The organism is Yoonia sp. (genome assembly GCF_017854415.1).
Classification (GTDB): domain Bacteria; phylum Pseudomonadota; class Alphaproteobacteria; order Rhodobacterales; family Rhodobacteraceae; genus Yoonia.
Genome location: NZ_JAFMHR010000015.1, coordinates 16695 through 32328, shown reverse-complemented (window position 1 = coordinate 32328; position 15634 = coordinate 16695). Strand labels below are relative to the sequence as shown.

The following is a 15634-nucleotide window of genomic DNA, read 5'->3' as shown; positions in this document are numbered from 1 at the left end:
ATTGTGAGGATCTCGGATGGGTGGTTCACACGGCGCCATGCCATGTCAGTCACGTGCAACAAACCGTCAACACCGCCCAAGTCAACGAACGCACCGTATTCGGTGATGTTCTTGACGACGCCGTCAACTTCTTGGCCCTCAGTCAGGTTGCCGATAACTTCGGCGCGCTGCTCTGCACGGGATTCTTCAAGGATTGCACGACGGGATACAACGATGTTGCCACGACGACGGTCCATTTTCAGGATTTGGAACGGCTGCTTTAGACCCATCAATGGGCCCGCGTCACGCACAGGGCGCACATCAACCTGAGAACCTGGCAAGAACGCAACAGCGCCGCCGAGGTCGACAGTAAAGCCACCTTTTACGCGGCCAAAGATTGCGCCATCGACGCGCTCTTCGTCAGCATATGCTTTTTCCAGACGGTCCCACGCTTCTTCGCGGCGCGCCATCTCGCGAGAGATAACAGCTTCGCCACGGGCGTTTTCGACCTGACGCAGGAACACTTCGACAGTGTCGCCAACAGCCAGTTCGGCTTCTTCACCTGGATTTGCGAATTCTTTAATATCAACGCGGCCTTCCATCTTGTAGCCGACGTCGATGATGGCTTGGCCCGCTTCGATCGCGATAACCTTGCCTTTGACAACTGAACCCTCAGCGGGCGTGTCCATTTCGAAGCTTTCATTAAGGAGTGCTTCAAACTCTTCCATTGTATTAGCCATGTGGCGTCGTTTTCCTAACGTTTCGTTTTATACGGGCCGTGCGGTTGTCTCCGCCGGTCTTTGGGTTTCAATTGGTCGTAAGCGCGCTCGCGGAACATAAAACAACAGGGCCGGTAACTTACCGACCCCGCTCAAGTCTCACGTCCGCGCCTGTCTCGACACTTCGACAGAGCGGCGTATAGGCCCAATTTGTCAACAACGCAAGGTGTTTTGAGGGTGTTTTGTCAGCGATGCTTGCAGCACTGAACCCGTTTATGCACGTATCAATTAGATCGAGCAGTCGCGATCGAAAAACGCTTGAACAAACGACCATCAATCAAAAGCAGGCCTAAGAAAATCGCTCCCATTCCGGCGAAATGCAGCGCACCAAGTTCTTCTTGCAGGACAAAATAGCCAATCAAGACAGCAGAAACCGGCGCAATAAACGTCACGGTCGATGTCTTCGTCGCTCCAGCCCTTGGCAAGATACGGAACGCGACCAAAAATGATGCGCCCGTTAAGATGCAGCCCAAGAATGCAATAGCAGCCCAAGTCACGAGTGATAGCGACGTTGGCAGACCTTCAATGAACCCTGTGATAGGCAGCATGAACAGGGTCGCAAAACTAAACGACCAAGCTAGCACCACGGTCACGTTGATACTGTACAAGCGGCGGATATAGTTCATTGCAATCGCATAACTGACCGGCGCCAATACAATCAACAAAGTGCCCCATACCTGAGATTGCTCTTGGGATGCGAATGCTCGCACAGTCAGCAAGGAAATACCAAGAAATCCGGCCAGCACACCAAGTGATTTCAATAGGGTTGCGCGCTCTCCACCGGGCCAGAAATGGGAAACGATTACAACCATAACCGGCGTCAACGCGTTGACGATACCTGCAATACCACTTGCGACATACTGTTGTCCGATCGGATAGACGGCGAACGGAACAGCGAACATCATAACGCCTAAAAATGCGAATTGCGGCATCAGCCGCATTTCTACACGCGGACTACATCTCGTTGCGAACAGCCAAATCCAGCAAAAAACCGCCGCCATTGCGACACGGGCAAATGAAACACCTAGTGGTCCCATCTCGCGCAATAGGACCTCGTTGAAGAAGAACGAAGTCCCCCACAAGAAACCTAAGGTTATGATGATGATCCAGTCTCTGTCCGGCATATTGGCCCCGATCAATCGAAACCGTAGGGACGCAGGAGCAATCACGCAAGCATCATCTGCCGCAGTGGTGCCGTTGATCTACAACGCGCCCAGCACGTCCTGAACCGCTACAAAATACGCGCCGACCTGGGCGCCGTCCACCAGCGCATGATGCACCTCAAGTGTCATCGCCATTTCCCAACGCCCGTCCCGTTCCACGATCTTGCCCCAAGTTATGCGCGGAATGCAGTCATCTGGTCCGGGCAGCGCATTGTTTATCGACGTGTAATCCAGCCACGGCATGCAGGACAGATAGGCCAAATCATCACGCTCGCCGCTGTTCGCATCCAGCGCATCACCTGCGGCAACCGCTTCAATCAGGATTTTGGCTTGGCTTTCAAACGTCCCGAAATCCGCAACGAACGGAACATAAGCATATCCAAAACTGCCAGCATCAGTCGGCACAGTCATCGACAGCGTGATCATATCGTGTGCCACAACGGTTTCTCCACGAAAGCGCATGGACAGCTCTGGCACTTTGTGCAGCCCCGCACCAATTGCAAAAAGGCAGCTGCGGTATGGCGACAGGCCGTCAGCCTTTCGCGCCATCAGATGCGTTACGTCCAAACGTGTCGTAGTCGCATAATGCGGCTGTTTGTACGTTCGGAAAAAGTGAAACTGTTTGGCGCGTGGCCAAGTCTCAAGATTGATAATTTGATGCGTCATGCGGACAGTTGATCAAATATCTTGGCCCTTTTCCAGCAACTCTTCGATCAGGTCGTGTAGCAAGTCGCCACTATCGCCCGCCCCAAACTGGCCCGCACCACTGGTATAAAGGGCGCCATAAGTTTTCGCGACATTGACCGTTTGCGCAATACCCGAGATCAGTTGATCTCGCTCCAGCTCTTTAAACGGATGCAAATAAACACCCCAAAGGCGGCCCTGTGCAATGGCATAGCGGGCATCAAGAGCGCTATCGAAATTGGCCTGCATCACACGCTGGAGTTCCTCAGCTGTCATCGTATCAGCCGACCGGATCGGCACCATCGCCCGCATCCGGTTGGCCCGTACATCCGTCACGATCAAAACCGGAATGTCATCAATTGTGAACGAAAATGCTGCGTCTGAGACTGATACTTGCGGATCAAGCGCCTCAACAATCTGGCCCATACGGTCCAACGTCATATGCGGTTCTGCGTCTTGTGCAGACAACATTGCGGGCCAAATAACGGTCATCAGGGCTAGTATACGAAACATAAGGCAATCTCCTTTTACAGGTAGACTAGCCTTTGATCGGTGCACACCCAAAGCAAGCTTTGGTGAAGAATTGCAATATCAGCGGCGCGCGGCCTCGATAATCGCGATCGCTTGGGCAACAGCGTCATCAATCGTCAGGTCAGATGTGTCCAGCAATACAGCATCGTCCGCAGGGACCAAAGGGGCAGTCGCACGGCTGCGATCACGCGCATCGCGCTCTTTGACGTCCACCAAAACGGTCTCAAAGGCAATATCCATGCCCTTCGCGGTCAATTCCTCAAACCGGCGCATCGCGCGGCAATCAGCACTTGCGGTCACGAACAGCTTGGCATCAGCGTGCGGGCAAATCACGGTCCCGATATCGCGGCCATCCAGTACGGCGCCGCCTTCGCGTCTCGCAAAATTCTGCTGAAATGCGACCAATGCCGCACGCACCTGCGGGATCACGGCTACTTCGCTTGCTGCTTGTGCGACGGCAGGCGTGCGCAAATCGTCGTTTTCCAGATCAGCGGGATCAAGCGCCTCAGCGGCAGCAATCGCAGCTTCACCAGCCAAAACCTTTGCACCAACGGCGCGGTAAAGCAGGCCAGTATCCAGATGCGCAAAACCAAAATGCGCAGCGACAGCCTTGGAAATCGTCCCCTTGCCCGCAGCGGCCGGCCCGTCAATGGCTACGGTAAAGGTCATTTCGCAGCGCGCACCACTTGCGCACCCAAATCACCCATCAAGGTTTCAAAGATCGGGAAAGACGTCGCAATCGGGCTGCCGTCATCAACGCTCATTGGATTTTGTGTCGCCATGCCCATAACCATAAATGCCATCGCAATGCGGTGATCCAACTGGCTGGCAACAGTCACCCCGCCAGGGACATTGCCGTGCCCAAGACCAGTAACCTTCCACCAATCAGGGCCTTCATCGACGGTCACACCTGCCGCGCGCAGACCTTTGGCCATCGCATCAATGCGGTCACTTTCTTTGACACGCAGTTCTTTGACGCCCTGCATATCAGTAACGCCTTGCGCAAACGCTGCGACCACCGAAAGCACGGGATATTCATCGATCATACTTGCGGCCCGCGCAGGCGGAACGGCGATCCCGCGCAGGTTCGGTGAAAACTTGGCGCGCAAATCCGCAACAGGCTCGCCGCCTTCTTGGCGCAGGTTTTCGTAAACCAAATTCGCGCCCATTTCTTGCAGTGTGGTGAACAAACCGGCGCGGGTCGGGTTCAAACCAATATTGGGGACCAGCACGTCAGAGCCAGGCACGATGATCGCGGCACATACCGGAAATGCCGCCGACGACGGATCACGAGGGACAACAATGGTCTGCGGCTGCAATTCCGGCTGCCCATCAAGAGTAATTTCCCGACCCTCGTCAGTCTCAACAACAGTCAAAGTAGCGCCAAATCCCTGCAGCATCCGTTCTGTATGGTCGCGGGTTGCTTCTTTTTCGATCACAACCGTCTGACCAGGCGCATTCAGTCCGGCCAGCAGAACGGCTGATTTCACCTGCGCTGACGGGACAGGAACAACATAGCGTACAGGCACAGGATCAGCGGCTCCCACAAGGGTCATCGGCAAACGCCCCCCTGTGCGACCAACAGTCTGCGTGCCAAACAAAGCGAGTGGATCGGTCACGCGCCCCATCGGGCGGCCATTCAAGGATGCATCACCTGTAAATGTCACCGTGATCGGACAAGTTGCCATAGCGCCCATAATCAGGCGCACACCGGTACCAGAATTCCCGCAATCAATCACATTCTCGGGCTCGGCAAAACCGCCTACACCAACGCCAGACACAGTCCACTTACCGCCGCCATGGTTCGTGACAGTCGCCCCGAACGCCTGCATGGCTTTTGCGGTATCAAGAACGTCCTCACCCTCTAACAATCCGGTGATGTGGGTTTCGCCAACCGCCATCGCCCCAAGGATCAAAGAGCGATGCGAGATCGATTTGTCGCCCGGCACATTGGCCTCACCCGCGAGGGGGCCACATGGACGGGATGTCATTGGGATCGGGGTACCGTGGCCTGACATTGAATATTCCTTATCTCTTGTTTCGGGTGATAACGCAGGGTCCCGTCCGGGTCCATCGCCCGCCTATCATCTTGCCCAAAAAACTCCCCCCGGAGGGTCCAACCCTCACAAGCGGCGAAACGTCAGATAATGGGGGGTGCGGCCTTCGCGCAAAGCTTTTTGCTCATAACGGGTAGAGGTCCAGTCAGACCAGGGGTCACGCCAATCAGACGGGCGGTCGCCCAGCCATTCAAAGCCTTGCTTTGGCACCTGCTCAAGCGTTTGACGGACATAGTCGGGGATGTCAGTTGCCACACGCAATTCTGCACCAGGCTTCATGACACGGTGCAATGGGGCAAGATGCTCTGGTGTCACAAACCGGCGACGATGATGGCGCTTCTTCGGCCATGGGTCCGGATAGTTCAGGAAAACCTTGCTTAACGTTTCATCTGGCAGAACATCAAAAAGGTTGCGCACGTCACCGGGGTAAACACGCAAATTATCAACGTCCGCCTTGCGGATTTTCCCAAGCAACATAGCGACACCGTTTATGAACGGCTCACAACCAACTAACCCAATCTCTGGATTCAATTGGGCCATATGTACAAGATGCTCGCCACCACCAAATCCGATTTCAAGCCAGATAGCTTTCGCACCAAAGACCTTTGTCAGATCAAGCGCGAGACGATCGGGGTTCTCTTCCCAAGAAATCGCACCCGGCGACAATGGCGCGAGATCGTTTTCAAGATAGTCATGCTGTGACGCGCGAATGGTCTTGCCGCGAAAACGGCCGTAAAAATTGCGCCATGGCGCACCATTGGGGTGATTGGGTTTACTCATGCGGGGGGCCTTACCAACTGCGTCCACATTGCGCAATCAGGCAGATGCAAATGCAAGGTGGGTCTTGACCCACCTTGCATTTTGATCAGACCGCCGCCTTGAGTGCATCAACAAGATCAAGCCGTTCCCAGCTAAATCCGCCATCGGCCTCAGGCGCGCGCCCGAAATGCCCATAGGCCGCAGTGCGTTCATAAATCGGCCTGTTCAAACCCAAATGCTCGCGAATTCCGCGCGGTGTCAGGTCAATCACCTGACCAATTGCACGCTCGATCGCCTCTGGGTCTACTTCGCCAGTTCCATGTGTTTCTGCATAAATCGACAAGGGTTTTGCCACGCCAATCGCATAGCTTAACTGGATTGTGCAGCGTTCTGCCATGCCAGAAGCCACAACATTCTTGGCCAAATAACGCGCGACATAAGCTGCCGAGCGGTCGACCTTTGTCGGGTCTTTCCCAGAAAACGCACCGCCACCGTGCGGGGCGGCGCCACCATAGGTATCCACAATGATCTTACGACCGGTCAAACCTGCATCACCGTCAGGCCCACCAATGACAAACGTACCTGTTGGGTTGACCCACCATTCGGTCTTTTCTGTGATCAATCCTGACGGCATGACTTCCCGAATATAGGGCTCGACAATTGCACGGATATCGTCGCTGGTCTGGCTTTCATGCGCATGCTGCGTTGACAAAACAATCGAGGTTACCTCGACCGGCTTTCCACCTTCATAGCGCAATGATATTTGGCTTTTCGCATCCGGGCGCAGCGTTGGCTCCTCGCCGGATTTGCGGACTTCAGCCAAGCGGCGCAAAATCGCATGCGCATATTGGATCGGCGCAGGCATCAACTCTGCGGTTTCCGTCGTGGCGTAACCAAACATGATACCTTGGTCGCCTGCGCCTTCGTCTTTGCTCGCTGACGCATCAACGCCTTGGGCGATATGCGCTGACTGCTCATGCAAAAGATTCGTGATCTTGCAGGTTGCGTGGTGGAATTTTTCCTGCTCGTAGCCGATGTCTTTGATACATGCCCGCGCGATGCCTTCGACGCGGCCCATATAATCTTTGAGCTTGGATTGATCAGACAACCCGACCTCGCCGCCAATCACGACGCGGTTGGTCGTTGCAAATGTTTCGCATGCAACGCGTGCTTGGGGTTCTTCGGTCAGAAAAGCATCAAGAACAGCGTCGGAAATCCGGTCGCAAAGCTTGTCAGGGTGGCCTTCGGAAACAGATTCCGAAGTGAAAATATAGTTTTGGCGTGCCATGGGGAAGTGCTCCAATGAATTAAACTGCCACGTCAGGAAGCCGTTGTAGCAGGACAAGTGCCCGTCTAGGGCGAGCGCGCAGTGAGGTCAATCGCTGTCGCGCCTTCGTTTCAGGCGGCAAATCAGCGCAAGCAGACCCAACAGCCCCAAAAGCGGCCAATCCCCGGTCCGGCTATAGACAGTCGCAGGCAGCGCAGGCGGCAACGGCGCGTCAATCGCACCATCAACACCCAATGGTAATGACGCCGTAATGCGCCCCTTTGCATCGATCATCGCGCTGATGCCGGTATTGGCGACACGCACCATTGGCAGGGCTTGTTCAATCGCGCGCAAACGTGCTTGGGCAAGGTGTTGTCGTGGCCCCGCGCCCTTGCCAAACCACGCATCATTCGTAATCAGCAAAAGCAGACGTGGACGGTCACTGCCATAGCTGATTTCTTCTGCAAAAATACCTTCGTAGCAGATCAATGGCACCGCTGTACCGATCCCCCGAAGTGTCAAAGTTCCGACCTGCTGGCCGGGTGTGAAGCCAGAGCCAAGATTGCTAGCCAATCCCGTTGCACCCAACCGACCAAGAAGGCGCGCGCCTGGAATATACTCTCCAAAGGGGACCAAATGGCGCTTGTCATAGATGCTTTCGATAGCACCCCCTTGCCCCAACACAACAAGGCTGTTGTAGGCGCGGCGGTCTGGATCGCGGCGTTGGATACCAAACACCAAAGGTGCGCCGCGCGCCGCATCAGAGAACAAACGCAAGTCATCTTCGATTTGATTCAACAAATAGGGGACCGCCGTTTCGGGCCAGACGACCAGATCAGGCACCTCGCCCTGCCCGCTCAACTGGATCATCCGGTTCAGAAATACATCGCGAAACGCCGGGTCCCATTTTTGATGTTGCGGGGCGTTCGGCTGGACCAATCGGACAATCGGCAAATCGGCGCTGGATAGAGGCATCGGGCCCGGGCGCACAACAAAGGACAAAGCAACAAGTGTGCCTAAGCCAACCAGCCCAAAAATGCGGGTACGGTCGGCCAATGACGTCACACACATCGCAGCCATGACTGTCACCAGCGACAATAAGTGCGGTCCGCCAAACGCGGCCAACTGTGCCAAATGCGTCGACACCCAGATGTGACCGATGAGCGCCCATGGAAAACCAGTCAGGATCAATGACCGCAACGCTTCGGTTCCGACCAAGAGAAGGGCAAGCATCAAGACACTGCGTGGTGCAAGTCTTGCAGCAAGCCAGCCCGCAATTGCCCAGAAAAGCGCGGCCCCCGCCCCCATCAAAAACAGTGCAAAGGGGGCCATCCAACCATGACGGGCGATATCAACCAAGAACGGCTCGATGATCCAACGCAGACTGAAGGCGAAATAGCCAAGGCCGAACGCCCAAAGATGGAATGCCGACTGGCGCGCTGAAATTGCCATCGGGTAAATCGCGAAAACCAACGCAAACGCCGAGACTGTAATGAACCAAAGGTCAGTCGGCGCCTGCCCCAATCCGGCAATCGCGCCCAAAACGGCAAGCCCGCCAAAACGGATCCACTTTGGACGCCGATGAAACCGCGCGACTAAGTCAGCCATTCTTTGCAGGGCTAAGTCGCACACGCAAACGTTTGATCCGGCGTGGATCAGCGTCGACAACCTCAAATTCAGGGCCATCAGGGTGTAAAATTACCTCACCACGCGCAGGCAAGTGCCCGGCTAGCATCGTGACAAGTCCGCCCAAAGTATCGATCTCTTCTTCGTCAATTTCTTCGTGATCAGTCAGGACCATCCCGATTTCGGCCTCGAAATCGTCAAGATCAGTGCGGGCTTGCGCCAAATAGCAACCGGGCTTTTCCAAAATCCAACTTTTGGCCTCTTCGATATCATGTTCGTCTTCGATTTCACCAACGACCTGTTCGATGACATCTTCAATCGTCACCAATCCGTCAGTTCCACCGTATTCATCGATGACCAAAGCCATGTGAATACGTTCCGCCTGCATTTTTTGCAGCAAAACACCCAAAGGCATCGAAGGCGGGACGAAAATCAATGGGCGCACCATTTCACGCAAATCCATCGTCGGGCTGTCACCGTTGAAGCCGTGCAGCAATGCAAAGTCTTTAAGGTTTGCGATACCGATTGGTGTGTCGAGTGTACCATCATAAACAGGCAGACGCGTCAGGCCACTTTCGCGAAACACTTTGACCAGTTCATCTTTGGTGATGTTGACGTTGACCGCAACAATGTCAGGCTTGGGGATCGACACGTCTTCGACCCGCATGCGGCGTAGGTTGAGCATGCCAAGCACGGACCCGGCCGCACGCATCGCGTCGGTCGGCGTATCGTCAGTAACCTCAGCGGTGGCTGGTGGGCTGAACACCTGTCGCATTCGGGTAAAAAGACCCGGTGATGTTTCAATTTCTTCCTCTTGCGCGCTTTGCGCTGCACTAGAAGAACCGTCGCCTGTATCGCCCATTTTATCCTTACCTATGTGGGTCAAATGACCCTGCTAGCCCCTATATGGGTCACGAATGCCCAATTTGCCAAGTATCTCTGTTTCCAACCCTTCCATCAGGGTGGCGTCACGGTCACGCTCGTGGTCGAAACCCAACAAGTGAAGTGTGCCATGCACAAGTAAATGAAGGGTATGATCGCGTATCGTTTTTCCGGCCTCACTGGCCTCGCGGGCGCATGTATCATAGGCAATCGCGATATCGCCCAATTCCTGATCAGGACCGGGTTGTGGCGGTTCGGGCATCTCGCCATCGATGGCGGCCGCCCTCTCATCAGAAGGCCAGCTAAGCACATTTGTCGCCGCGGGCTTGTCACGAAAATCTGCGTTCAGGGCGGTGATACGCGCATCATCGCAAGCTAAAAGGCTGACCTCAAAGATTGACGGCTCAAGGCCGAGCCGTTCAAAAACAGCATCTGTCGCGATCTGCGCCAATGCGTCAATGTCAGTCCAGCGGTCATCTTCGATGATGCAATCAACTGTCACAACGCGGACCTTAAGGGCCGGGTATCGCCCGCTTTTGGCATCATTCAGACCTTGTCGTCTTTTTCGTAGGCTTCGATAATTGCCGCAACTAACGGATGGCGGACTACGTCTTTGGATGTGAAGTAATTGAAGCTGATCTTTGAGATATCCTTGAGCAAACGCTCTGCATCCCAAAGGCCTGAATTCACGCCGCGTGGCAAATCGATCTGGGTGCGGTCACCTGTGATCACCATCCGCGAGCCTTCGCCCAAACGGGTCAAAAACATCTTCATCTGCATGGTTGTCGCATTCTGCGCCTCGTCCAATACGACAAATGCATTCGACAAGGTGCGTCCGCGCATGAAAGCCAAAGGTGCAATCTCGATTACCTTTTCTTCCATCATTTTTGCAGACTGCTTGCCCGGCAGAAAATCGTTCAGCGCATCATAAAGCGGCTGCATGTAAGGATCGACTTTGTCCTTCATGTCGCCGGGCAAATAACCAAGTTTCTCGCCCGCCTCAACGGCAGGGCGCGACAAAATAATCTTATCCACGTGCCCACTGATCAGCATATTCACACCAACCGCCACAGCGAGATATGTTTTGCCGGTACCGGCAGGACCAATTCCGAAAGCGAGCTCGTTCGCAAAAAGCGATTTAACATAGGCCTTTTGTGCATCCGTGCGCGGCTCAACCAGCTTTTTGCGGGTTTTGATTTCAACACGAGCCGTGTCACCTTTGAACAATTCGATTTGATCGCCTTTGCCCACAGGTTTTGGGCCCATCCGCAATTCACGGTCAAGATCACCGGCTTCAAGCGTGCGCCCAGCTTCAAGTCTGTTATAAAGCGATTGAAGTACCTGTACGGCATCTTTGCTGGCTTCAACTTCGCCGATCACGACAAGCTGGTTGCCACGTCGCAAGATTTGGACGCCAAGGCGATCTTCGATTGTGGAAAGGTTGCGGTCGTATTCGCCGCAAAGATCGATCAACAAAAAGTTGTCAGGGAATTCCAACAGAGTTTCTGTGGCAGCGTCAGCGGGTGGGGTCAGGGCACCAATAGCCAATCAGCTCTCCTTTGAGGTTATATTTTATTCTGGCAACTCTGCCAGCAAGGCGCAAGGCATCAGGTGCATTTGATAAGTTGGTTATTTGGATGTGCCCGATGTTTAATCAAGTAAGGTGGATCATGATCCACCTTACAATAATTCACCTTTCAGCGAATTTGAGCTGTCTTGTAAAATTTTCACGCGGCGCACGTGTCCGATCACATCCGCAGGCGCATCTGCAAAGACGGCGTGCAAATACTCTGACTTGCCGATCATCTGTCCTGCTTCGCGTCCGGCTTTTTCAAACAGAACCTTCACTTCTCGGCCAACCATCGACGCTTGCGTTTCCTGCTGCTGCTGGCGCAACAACGCCTGCAATCGCTGCAAACGTTCGTTCATCACATCTTCGGGAAGCTGCGGCTTTTCAGCTGCAGGTGTCCCCGGACGGGTGGAATACTTAAACGAATAGGCCTGCCCGTAATGCACATCGCGGACCAGTTGCAGCGTATCTTCAAAGTCCTGATCCGTCTCTCCGGGGAAACCCACGATAAAGTCACCCGACAACAACAAATCAGGGCGCGCGGCGCGGATACGTTCAATGACACGCAGATAGCTTTCGGTGGTATGCTTGCGGTTCATCGCCTTCAAAATCCGGTCAGAGCCCGATTGCACAGGCAAATGCAGATACGGCATCAGCTTGTCACATGTGCCATGTGCTTCGATTAATGCGTCATCCATGTCGTTGGGGTGCGAGGTGGTAAAACGGATACGTTCCAAACCGTCGACTTTGTCGAGCTCCCAGATCAAACCTGCCAGCCCTTGCGGGTGGCCATGGTAGGCGTTGACGTTTTGGCCCAGCAGCGTGATTTCTTTCACGCCACTTTCGACCAGTTCTTGTGCCTCGCGCACGACGCGGTCGGCTGGGCGCGACACCTCTGCACCGCGCGTGTAAGGCACGACGCAGAACGCACAGAATTTGTCGCAGCCTTCTTGAACGGTCAAAAATGCAGTCGGACCACGCTTTGCCTTGGAGCGCTTCTTGAGCGTGTCGAACTTGTCATCATCGGGAAAATCAGTATCGAGCGCTTTTTTGCCCGCCTGCACAGCCTCTTCCATGGCAGGTAAGCGATGATAGCTTTGCGGGCCAACCACCAAATCAACCATCGGCTGGCGCCTGATAATCTCTTCGCCCTCGGCTTGCGCCACGCAGCCCGTCACACCGATTTTCAAATCAGGGTTCGCCGCCTTCAAGCCCTTTAAGCGGCCCAACTCTGAATAGACCTTTTCAGCCGCTTTTTCGCGAATGTGGCAAGTGTTCAGCAGAATCATATCCGCATCATCAGGTGTCAGCGTTTCGACATATCCTTTGCCGCCCAGCGCTTCGGCCATGCGTTCGCTGTCATAGACATTCATCTGACAACCGTAAGTCTTGATATATAGCTTTTTTGGCGCGGACATTCGGACTGCTCATGTATTGGGATCTACAGCGCCTTCTAACGACTGGTGCGGTTGCTTGCAATGCGACGGAATATAGCTGATTTTGCGCAAGACCCGATCGGACACATACCAGATGCATTACCCCAACCTTGCGGCCTTTGTCGCCAACAGTAGACGGCCCCTGACCAATGGGCCGTTTGCACTGTTGTTGATCGAGGATGCGGTCGAAGTAGACAGCACGTTGGCGCATTTGGGCAAGCTGGGGTTCAGCGACATAATCGCGTTTTGCGCAAACGACATCGTCGTGCCGGGCACAGACAACACAAACCTGCACCGCGTGGACTTTGACGTGGCGGCCGACAACGCCTTGCCCGATATCGCGAATACGTTGATCAAAGCACTGCCCGACACCTGGTTTTACTACTGTTACAACGGCGAATACCTTTACTACCCGTTTTGCGAAAACCGCAACGTGCGCGAAATGCTGGACTTCATGCAAGAAGAACGGCGCGGCAGCGTCATGTCTTATGTCGTGGACCTGTATGCGCGCGATTTGACCGCAAATCCGACTGGCGTTGATCGCGCCACTGCTTGTTTTGACAAATCGGGCTACTACGCATTGGCCCGCAAGGACGCGACAGGCGAAACGCTTGATCGTCAGCTTGATGTGGCCGGCGGCCTGCGCTGGCGGTTCGAGGATCACATCCCCAAGGATCGCCAACGCACCGACCGCGTCTCATTTTTTCGCGCGCAACCGGGGCTTAAGATGCTGCCGGACAGGTCTTTCAATATCGCCGAGTACAATACGTATTCGTGTCCTTGGCACAATAACCTGACCGCAGCAGTTGCGTCATTCCGAACAGCAAAAGCACTGCGCCGCAATCCGGGCAGCCGCGATGTGATCAATAGCTTTCATTGGCCGCAATCTGTTGCTTTCGAATGGTCTTCGCAGCAACTGTTGGACTTGGGGATGATGGAGCCGGGCCAATGGTTCTAACTTTGCGGCGCTTGTGCACCGCATGCCTTTTGTAAAAGGACGAATGCGGCCATGTGTTTGGCCCTTTCGCAAGTCCCGCATGAAGAGGTGCCGCGCGGATCAGATGCATGTGCAATGCAAGATCTTCGTCATCGCGGATCAAATGTTCCCAAAACCGACGCTGCCAAATGCCTTTCTCGCCACGCCGTTGGTGGCTTGGCGGCACATAGTCAGGCGCGGGAACATGACGCGAGAACGTCGTTTTGATCATACGCCACCGCTTTGAATAATCGGCGTCACCGTCCGGCAAGGTCCAGATCATATGTAGCTTATTGGGGAGTATGACAGCCGCATCGATCTTGAACGGCCAACGGTTCAAACAAAGCTGGGTCGCATGGCGCAGCACATCAATCCGGCTGACCAAAAGGTCAGACTGTTGATCCTGCAACCGGACAGTGAAGAAATAGGTGCCGCCGGGCACCCTGAGTCGGGAATAATTTGACATGCCCGCAGGTTGCGGCAGCAAGGTTAATTATCAGTAAAAGGTTTGCAGCAGGTATGGTGGATCATGATCCACCTTCCGAAATCTACTTGCGACGCAACCTGATCACCACATCAACCGACGCAATCTCTGCGCCTTCGGGCGCATCTGGCAAATGTCTGATTTCAAGCTGCTCGGCCGGGGCATCAGTAAGCTTTGCAGTATCTTCCCAATAAAAATGGGGATGATCCGTCATGTTCGTATCAAAATAGCTTTTTGATCCGTCAACTGTAATCTCGCGCATCAACCCAACATCGCAAAACGCACGCAATGTGTTGTAGACAGTCGCAAGAGACACCTTTTCGTCCGCATCAGTGGCTGCATCAAACAAGCTTTCTGCTGTCACATGACGATCTTGCCCATCACCGACCAAAAGCGACGCCAACGTCATACGCTGCCGTGTGGGGCGAAGCCCTGCTCCGGACAACCAATCTGCGCTGCGCTGTACTACAATATCGGTCATGACTGCTCTTTTTGATAACTGTTCTCATATATATGGGAAGAATGTCGCGTTGATCAAATGAAAACAGTGAAAAAGCCGGCGGACTTGCTCTTATAATCAAGCAAGTGCTAGAGATCACACAATGCAGTAAACAAGAATGAGACCAGTGACATGGCCGATTATCCCTCGAGTTTTGACAAAGAAGACCTGCTCAAATGCGCCCGCGGAGAGCTGTTTGGCGAGGGCAACGCCCAATTGCCCGCCCCGCCAATGCTGATGATGGACCGGATTACGGACATCTCTGGCGACGGTGGCGCACACGGCAAAGGCCATGTTGTGGCTGAGTTCGATATCACGCCGGACCTGTGGTTTTTTGATTGCCACTTCCCCGGAAACCCGATCATGCCGGGCTGTTTGGGCCTTGATGGTCTGTGGCAGCTGACCGGTTTCAACCTTGGCTGGCGCGGCTGGCAAGGGCGCGGTTATGCGCTGGGTGTTGGCGAGGTCAAGCTGACAGGCATGGTGCGCCCCGACCGTAAGATGCTGACATATAAGATTGATTTCACCAAAGCCATCCAAACCCGTCGCCTGACGATGGGTGTTGCTGACGGCATCGTCGAAGCCGACGGCGAGGTCATTTACATCGTGAAAGATATGAAGGTCGCTTTGTCCGAAAGCTAAGCCTTCACAATTCTACGCCCAACACAAAGGAGAGGTGCCCATGCGCCGTGTCGTTATCACAGGTCTCGGGATCGTATCGCCGATCGGGAATAATGCGGATGAGGTTTTGGCATCGCTCAAAGCTGGTAAATCAGGGATCGAAGCGTCTGCCGAAATGGCAGAGCATGGATTTCGCAGCCAGATCGCGGGCACCCTCAAGATTGATATCAAAGACCACGTCGATAAACGGACGTTGCGGTTTATGGGGCCGGGTGCGGCATACGCGCACATCGCCATGGGACAGGCCATTGTCGACGCCGG

General features: G+C 54.4%; 18 protein-coding genes and 1 riboswitch. Of the genes, 3 read left to right on the top strand and 15 right to left on the bottom strand.

The genetic code is table 11. The annotated features are described in order from the left end of the window. The 13 genes from QZ197_RS03340 to miaB all read right to left on the bottom strand — a co-directional run. Window positions 1–707 (bottom strand): S1 RNA-binding domain-containing protein (locus tag QZ197_RS03340; protein WP_296430034.1); only part of this gene is annotated, 707 nt, incomplete at its 3' end. A gap of 275 nt (window positions 708–982) precedes the next feature. Further along, a complete protein-coding gene (locus QZ197_RS03335) occupies window positions 983–1882 on the bottom strand; it encodes a DMT family transporter (protein WP_296430031.1) in 900 nt (299 codons plus the stop codon). 78 nt (window positions 1883–1960) lie between these two features. Next, the gene (locus QZ197_RS03330; RefSeq protein WP_296430028.1) at window positions 1961–2587 is read right to left on the bottom strand and encodes a chloramphenicol acetyltransferase; all 627 of its coding nucleotides are present in this window, start codon (window positions 2585–2587) and stop codon (window positions 1961–1963) included. Window positions 2588–2599: 12 nt separating this feature from the next. Next, window positions 2600–3118, bottom strand: a complete 519-nt coding sequence (locus QZ197_RS03325; RefSeq protein WP_296430026.1) for a hypothetical protein — start codon at window positions 3116–3118, stop codon at window positions 2600–2602. Between the two features lie 78 nt (window positions 3119–3196). Next, entirely contained in the window at window positions 3197–3805 is a 609-nt protein-coding gene (gene cmk / locus QZ197_RS03320) for a (d)CMP kinase (RefSeq protein ID WP_296430023.1), read from the bottom strand. Beyond that, window positions 3802–5154 carry a 3-phosphoshikimate 1-carboxyvinyltransferase gene (aroA, locus tag QZ197_RS03315; RefSeq protein WP_296430019.1) on the bottom strand — a complete coding sequence of 451 codons (1353 nt, stop codon included), beginning with the start codon at window positions 5152–5154 and terminating at the stop codon, window positions 3802–3804. The genes cmk and aroA overlap by 4 nt, the downstream gene beginning before the upstream one ends. A gap of 105 nt (window positions 5155–5259) precedes the next feature. Beyond that, entirely contained in the window at window positions 5260–5973 is a 714-nt protein-coding gene (gene trmB, locus QZ197_RS03310; protein WP_296430017.1) for a tRNA (guanosine(46)-N7)-methyltransferase TrmB, read from the bottom strand. 85 nt (window positions 5974–6058) lie between these two features. After that, complete coding sequence (gene metK / locus QZ197_RS03305; RefSeq protein ID WP_296430015.1) at window positions 6059–7240, bottom strand: methionine adenosyltransferase; 1182 nt, start codon at window positions 7238–7240, stop codon at window positions 6059–6061. Window positions 7241–7247: 7 nt separating this feature from the next. Beyond that, window positions 7248–7295: riboswitch (SAM-SAH riboswitch) on the bottom strand. Window positions 7296–7327: 32 nt separating this feature from the next. Continuing rightward, window positions 7328–8827 carry an apolipoprotein N-acyltransferase gene (gene lnt, locus QZ197_RS03300; protein WP_296430013.1) on the bottom strand — a complete coding sequence of 500 codons (1500 nt, stop codon included), beginning with the start codon at window positions 8825–8827 and terminating at the stop codon, window positions 7328–7330. After that, window positions 8820–9707, bottom strand: a complete 888-nt coding sequence (locus tag QZ197_RS03295) for a CBS domain-containing protein (RefSeq protein WP_296430010.1) — start codon at window positions 9705–9707, stop codon at window positions 8820–8822. Before QZ197_RS03295 ends, lnt begins: the two co-directional genes overlap by 8 nt. Window positions 9708–9740: 33 nt before the next feature. After that, a complete protein-coding gene (gene ybeY, locus QZ197_RS03290; protein ID WP_296430008.1) occupies window positions 9741–10229 on the bottom strand; it encodes an rRNA maturation RNase YbeY in 489 nt (162 codons plus the stop codon). 44 nt (window positions 10230–10273) lie between these two features. Beyond that, window positions 10274–11275 (bottom strand): PhoH family protein, encoded by a 1002-nt coding sequence (locus tag QZ197_RS03285; protein ID WP_296430006.1) that lies wholly within the window; start codon window positions 11273–11275, stop codon window positions 10274–10276. Between the two features lie 132 nt (window positions 11276–11407). Beyond that, window positions 11408–12715, bottom strand: coding sequence for a tRNA (N6-isopentenyl adenosine(37)-C2)-methylthiotransferase MiaB (gene miaB, locus QZ197_RS03280; RefSeq protein WP_296430002.1), 1308 nt, complete (start codon window positions 12713–12715; stop codon window positions 11408–11410). A gap of 112 nt (window positions 12716–12827) precedes the next feature. Here miaB and QZ197_RS03275 point away from each other — a divergent pair, with 112 nt between their 5' ends. Next, entirely contained in the window at window positions 12828–13691 is an 864-nt protein-coding gene (locus tag QZ197_RS03275; RefSeq protein ID WP_296429999.1) for a hypothetical protein, read from the top strand. Here the strand turns inward: QZ197_RS03275 and QZ197_RS03270 are convergent. After that, window positions 13597–14175 (bottom strand): transposase, encoded by a 579-nt coding sequence (locus QZ197_RS03270; protein WP_296429997.1) that lies wholly within the window; start codon window positions 14173–14175, stop codon window positions 13597–13599. The genes QZ197_RS03275 and QZ197_RS03270 overlap by 95 nt on opposite strands. A gap of 82 nt (window positions 14176–14257) precedes the next feature. Continuing rightward, entirely contained in the window at window positions 14258–14674 is a 417-nt protein-coding gene (gene irr / locus QZ197_RS03265) for a Fur family transcriptional regulator Irr (RefSeq protein ID WP_296429994.1), read from the bottom strand. 150 nt (window positions 14675–14824) lie between these two features. On the opposite strand from irr, the gene fabA reads away from it, so the two are divergent. Continuing rightward, on the top strand, window positions 14825–15334 hold the full coding sequence (gene fabA, locus QZ197_RS03260; protein WP_296429989.1) for a bifunctional 3-hydroxydecanoyl-ACP dehydratase/trans-2-decenoyl-ACP isomerase: 510 nt from the start codon (window positions 14825–14827) through the stop codon (window positions 15332–15334). A 40-nt stretch (window positions 15335–15374) separates the two neighbouring features. Continuing rightward, window positions 15375–15634: beta-ketoacyl synthase N-terminal-like domain-containing protein (locus tag QZ197_RS03255; protein WP_296429985.1), on the top strand; the 260-nt coding region annotated here is incomplete at its 3' end.

Excerpts from the sequence above, each read along its gene's own strand:
- QZ197_RS03335 (WP_296430031.1), bottom strand. The coding sequence starts at position 1,882 with ATGCCGGACAGAGACTGGATCATCATCATAACCTTAGGTTTCTTGTGG.
- QZ197_RS03330 (WP_296430028.1), bottom strand. The coding sequence starts at position 2,587 with ATGACGCATCAAATTATCAATCTTGAGACTTGGCCACGCGCCAAACAG.
- QZ197_RS03325 (WP_296430026.1), bottom strand. The coding sequence starts at position 3,118 with ATGTTTCGTATACTAGCCCTGATGACCGTTATTTGGCCCGCAATGTTG.
- cmk (WP_296430023.1), bottom strand. The coding sequence starts at position 3,805 with ATGACCTTTACCGTAGCCATTGACGGGCCGGCCGCTGCGGGCAAGGGG.
- aroA (WP_296430019.1), bottom strand. The coding sequence starts at position 5,154 with ATGTCAGGCCACGGTACCCCGATCCCAATGACATCCCGTCCATGTGGC.
- trmB (WP_296430017.1), bottom strand. The coding sequence starts at position 5,973 with ATGAGTAAACCCAATCACCCCAATGGTGCGCCATGGCGCAATTTTTAC.
- metK (WP_296430015.1), bottom strand. The coding sequence starts at position 7,240 with ATGGCACGCCAAAACTATATTTTCACTTCGGAATCTGTTTCCGAAGGC.
- lnt (WP_296430013.1), bottom strand. The coding sequence starts at position 8,827 with ATGGCTGACTTAGTCGCGCGGTTTCATCGGCGTCCAAAGTGGATCCGT.
- QZ197_RS03295 (WP_296430010.1), bottom strand. The coding sequence starts at position 9,707 with ATGGGCGATACAGGCGACGGTTCTTCTAGTGCAGCGCAAAGCGCGCAA.
- miaB (WP_296430002.1), bottom strand. The coding sequence starts at position 12,715 with ATGTCCGCGCCAAAAAAGCTATATATCAAGACTTACGGTTGTCAGATG.
- QZ197_RS03275 (WP_296429999.1), top strand. The coding sequence starts at position 12,828 with ATGCATTACCCCAACCTTGCGGCCTTTGTCGCCAACAGTAGACGGCCC.
- QZ197_RS03270 (WP_296429997.1), bottom strand. The coding sequence starts at position 14,175 with ATGTCAAATTATTCCCGACTCAGGGTGCCCGGCGGCACCTATTTCTTC.
- irr (WP_296429994.1), bottom strand. The coding sequence starts at position 14,674 with ATGACCGATATTGTAGTACAGCGCAGCGCAGATTGGTTGTCCGGAGCA.
- fabA (WP_296429989.1), top strand. The coding sequence starts at position 14,825 with ATGGCCGATTATCCCTCGAGTTTTGACAAAGAAGACCTGCTCAAATGC.